3 protein-coding genes are annotated in these 3061 nt (G+C 66.8%); 2 read left to right on the plus strand and 1 reads right to left on the minus strand.

The genetic code is table 11. The features are described from left to right. Positions 1 to 330 (plus strand): endonuclease/exonuclease/phosphatase family protein (locus tag ACYDAT_RS15920; protein ID WP_461451406.1); only part of this gene is annotated, 330 nt, incomplete at its 5' end. Positions 331 to 439: 109 nt separating this feature from the next. Further along, positions 440 to 1093, plus strand: a complete 654-nt coding sequence (locus ACYDAT_RS15925; protein ID WP_461440934.1) for a hypothetical protein — start codon at positions 440 to 442, stop codon at positions 1091 to 1093. Between the two features lie 73 nt (positions 1094 to 1166). Here the strand turns inward: ACYDAT_RS15925 and ACYDAT_RS15930 are convergent. Continuing rightward, the coding region (locus ACYDAT_RS15930) for a TonB-dependent receptor domain-containing protein (protein ID WP_461451408.1) at positions 1167 to 3061 on the minus strand (1895 nt) is incomplete at its 5' end.

The raw sequence follows: 3061 nt of genomic DNA on the forward strand, positions 1-3061 counted from the left end.
CATCTGTCGCTGGGGCCGAAGGCGCGCGCGCGCCAGCTCGACTTTATCGCCGAGCTGCTGCAGGGCCGCGGCGCGACGGTGCTGATGGGCGATCTGAATTGCGCCTGGCCCGGTCCCGAACTGCAGCGCGTGTTCGCGCACACGCAACTGCAGCCGCCGAGCGACGCACTGCCGACTTATCCGAGCTGGCGCCCGCGCCGCGCCATCGACCACATTCTGGTCAGCGACGGCATCGAGGTGCTGCGTCGCTGGACGCCGCCGCAGGCATTCTCAGATCACTTGCCGCTGGCCGCCGAAATTCGCCTGCCGCGGCCGCCACCGCGCGCCTGAATCGGAGCGCCGTGAACCGCGCCCGGCGCGGTCAACGCGGTCAACGCAGTTGCGTCAAGCGCGTTGTCTCGGGACAGGCGTCGCACTCCGCGCGCCGGAGGAGAATCGTATGACTCGCAGCCCCCGACTCGGACTGGGCGTGGCCCTGCTGCTGACCGGCAGCGCGCTGGCGCCGCTGGCGCTGGCGCAGCAAGCACCCGCGCCAGCGCCTGGAACCACGCACGTCGATCACTTCACCAATCGCAACGTGGCGCAACAGCAGCGCATCGAGCAAGGTCTCAAGAGCGGCCAGTTGACCACGCGCGAAGCCGCGCATCTGGAGCAGGGCACGGCGCGCATCGACCGCATGCAAAGTCGCGCCACCAATGCGCATGGTGCCGGTGGTGCTGGCGTCACTGCTGCCGAGGCGACGCGCATCCAGCGCGCGCAAAACGCCGAGAGCCACGCCATTTACAACCAGCGCCATGATGCGCAGACCGGCAACCCCAATAGCCTGTCCTCGCGGCGCATGCAGGGCGATGTGCAGCGCAATCTCAACCAGCAGAGCCGCATCGCGTCCGCGGTGGATCACGGTGGGCTGACCAATCGCGAGGTTTCGCACCTATCGGCGCAGCAGGCGCGCGGCAGCCACGCGGTCGCTGCCGCGGGGCGCAATGGTTTCGTCAACGGGCGCGAGCAGCGGCGCGTCCAGCGCGGTGACAATGTGCGCAGTCGGCACATCTATCGCGCCCGCCACAACGGCGCGCGTCGCCACGGCGGCTGAACGACCGCGCATGAAAAAGGGCCACCCTTGCGGGTGACCCTTTGCATGTGCGCTGGCATGTTGCGCAGGCGAATCAGAACTTCAGGTTGGCCTGGATATAGGTGAAGCGCCCCGGCAGATCATAGTTGCTGGCATCGTAGCCGTTGAGTGAACACGACAGGCACACCGGCGGATCCTTGGAGAACAGGTTGTTGATGCCGGCGTTGAGCACCAGGTTCAGCGCCAGCGGCACGCGCCAGCTCACGCGCACGTCGTGGTAGGTGACGGCGCCGAGGTAGTGCGTGTCATTGGGTCCGTTGCAAATCGGAAAGCCGGTGGCGCCGGCGCAGCCCTCGGTCAGTCCGCTCATGTAGCGCATGCGCCAGTCGGCCGACCAGACGCCGCGGCTCCACGTCAGGTCGTTGACGGCACGCCAGCGCGGGATGCCGCCGTCGTTGACCTCGACGCCAGGCTTGCGCGGGCCATAGACGCCGGGCGAGGTCTGCTCGCTGAAACTGTCGATGTAGGTGGCGCCGACGGCGTTGGTGAATTTGCCGAATGAGAACTCCGGCAGCGCCCATTTGATGGTCAGATCGGCGCCGCTGGTGTCGATGCGGCCGATGTTGCGCAAGGTGTTGTTGAACGCGTTGATCACGCCGCCGCTGTTGCGCGCGATACCTTGGCAGAAGGTTGAGCCGGCGTTGCCGCTGGCCACGCAGTCATCCAGTTGCGTTTGCGCATCCAGCGCCTGGATGGCGTTGCGCACGGTGATGCGGTAGTAGTCGGCGGTGATGTCCAGACGCTGCGCCCAGCCGGTGTCCACGGCCCAGTCCGGGCTGTAGATGCCGCCCCAGGTCAGCGTGCGCGCCTTCTCCGGCTGCAACAAGTGGTTGCCGCCGGTGGTCACCGAGATCTGCGGGTTGGTCTGGCTGTAACCGGTCGGCACGCCCAGCGCGGCGCAGTTGGCCGCGGTGGTGGGGTTGGCGATTGGCGCCGAACAGGGATCCTGCAGAGTGGCATCGAAACGCGCTGGCGAGCCGTACAGCTCGCCGATGGCCGGAGCGCGGAAGCCTTGGCCCCAAGTGCCGCGCAAGGTCAGTTGCTTGTCCACCTGCCAGCGCAGGCCGGCCTGACTGTTGGTGGTGCCACCGAAGGTCGAGTAGTTCGAGTAGCGCGAGGCCAGATCGATGTTCAGCGCCTCGACGAAGGGCTTGTCGGCCAGCAGTGGCGCGTTGGCCTCGAGGTAATACTCGTTGACGTTGTAGGCGCCCGAGGTGGGCAGCGAAGGCACGCCGTTGGACTCGCCCGCCACCACCACCGCATCGGGTTGGTAGCTGCCCGAGTAGCGCCGCGATTCCAGACCGGTGGCGAACTTCACCTCGCCCGCCGGCAGCGAGAACAGCGCACCGTTCAGGTTGGCGCTGTACAGCTCGATGTCGTTGGCACTGCTGTCGTGCTCGATATAGCCGATGTAGGCCAGCATGGCCGGGGTGATGGTGCCCGGGCCACCGAACAGGTTCAGCGGTACGCAGGGGCCGGTGCACTGGCTGAGCGGCCCCAGCGCGCGCTGGATGTGGGCGATGTTGTAGGTGCCCTGCACGATTTGCGTGGCGCTGTTGCTACCGTGCGAGTAGTTGACGTCCCAGTAGTAATCGCGGTCGTTCCAGGTGAAGCTGCCGGTGAGGCCGGTGGCGAACTCCCAGGTGTTGACGATCTGGCTGAAGATACGCGGCCCGCCCTCGATCGGGCGCCGGCCGATGCCATAGTTGGGGTCGGTGGCGGTCAACGAGAACCCGAATGGATTGTAGGGATTGGTCACGTCCACGCCCACCGTGTCGGAAAGCCCGCCGCTGGCGAACTGCGGACCAAGAAAGATCGGTTCCGGCGCGGCCTGGTTGGTCGAGTGGCGCTGCACGTACAGGCCGCGCATGTACCAGGTGATGTCATCGGCGAGCTGGTAGCGCGTGCTGGCGAACACCGAGTCACGCT

It is taken from the genome of Metallibacterium sp. (genome assembly GCF_054637675.1).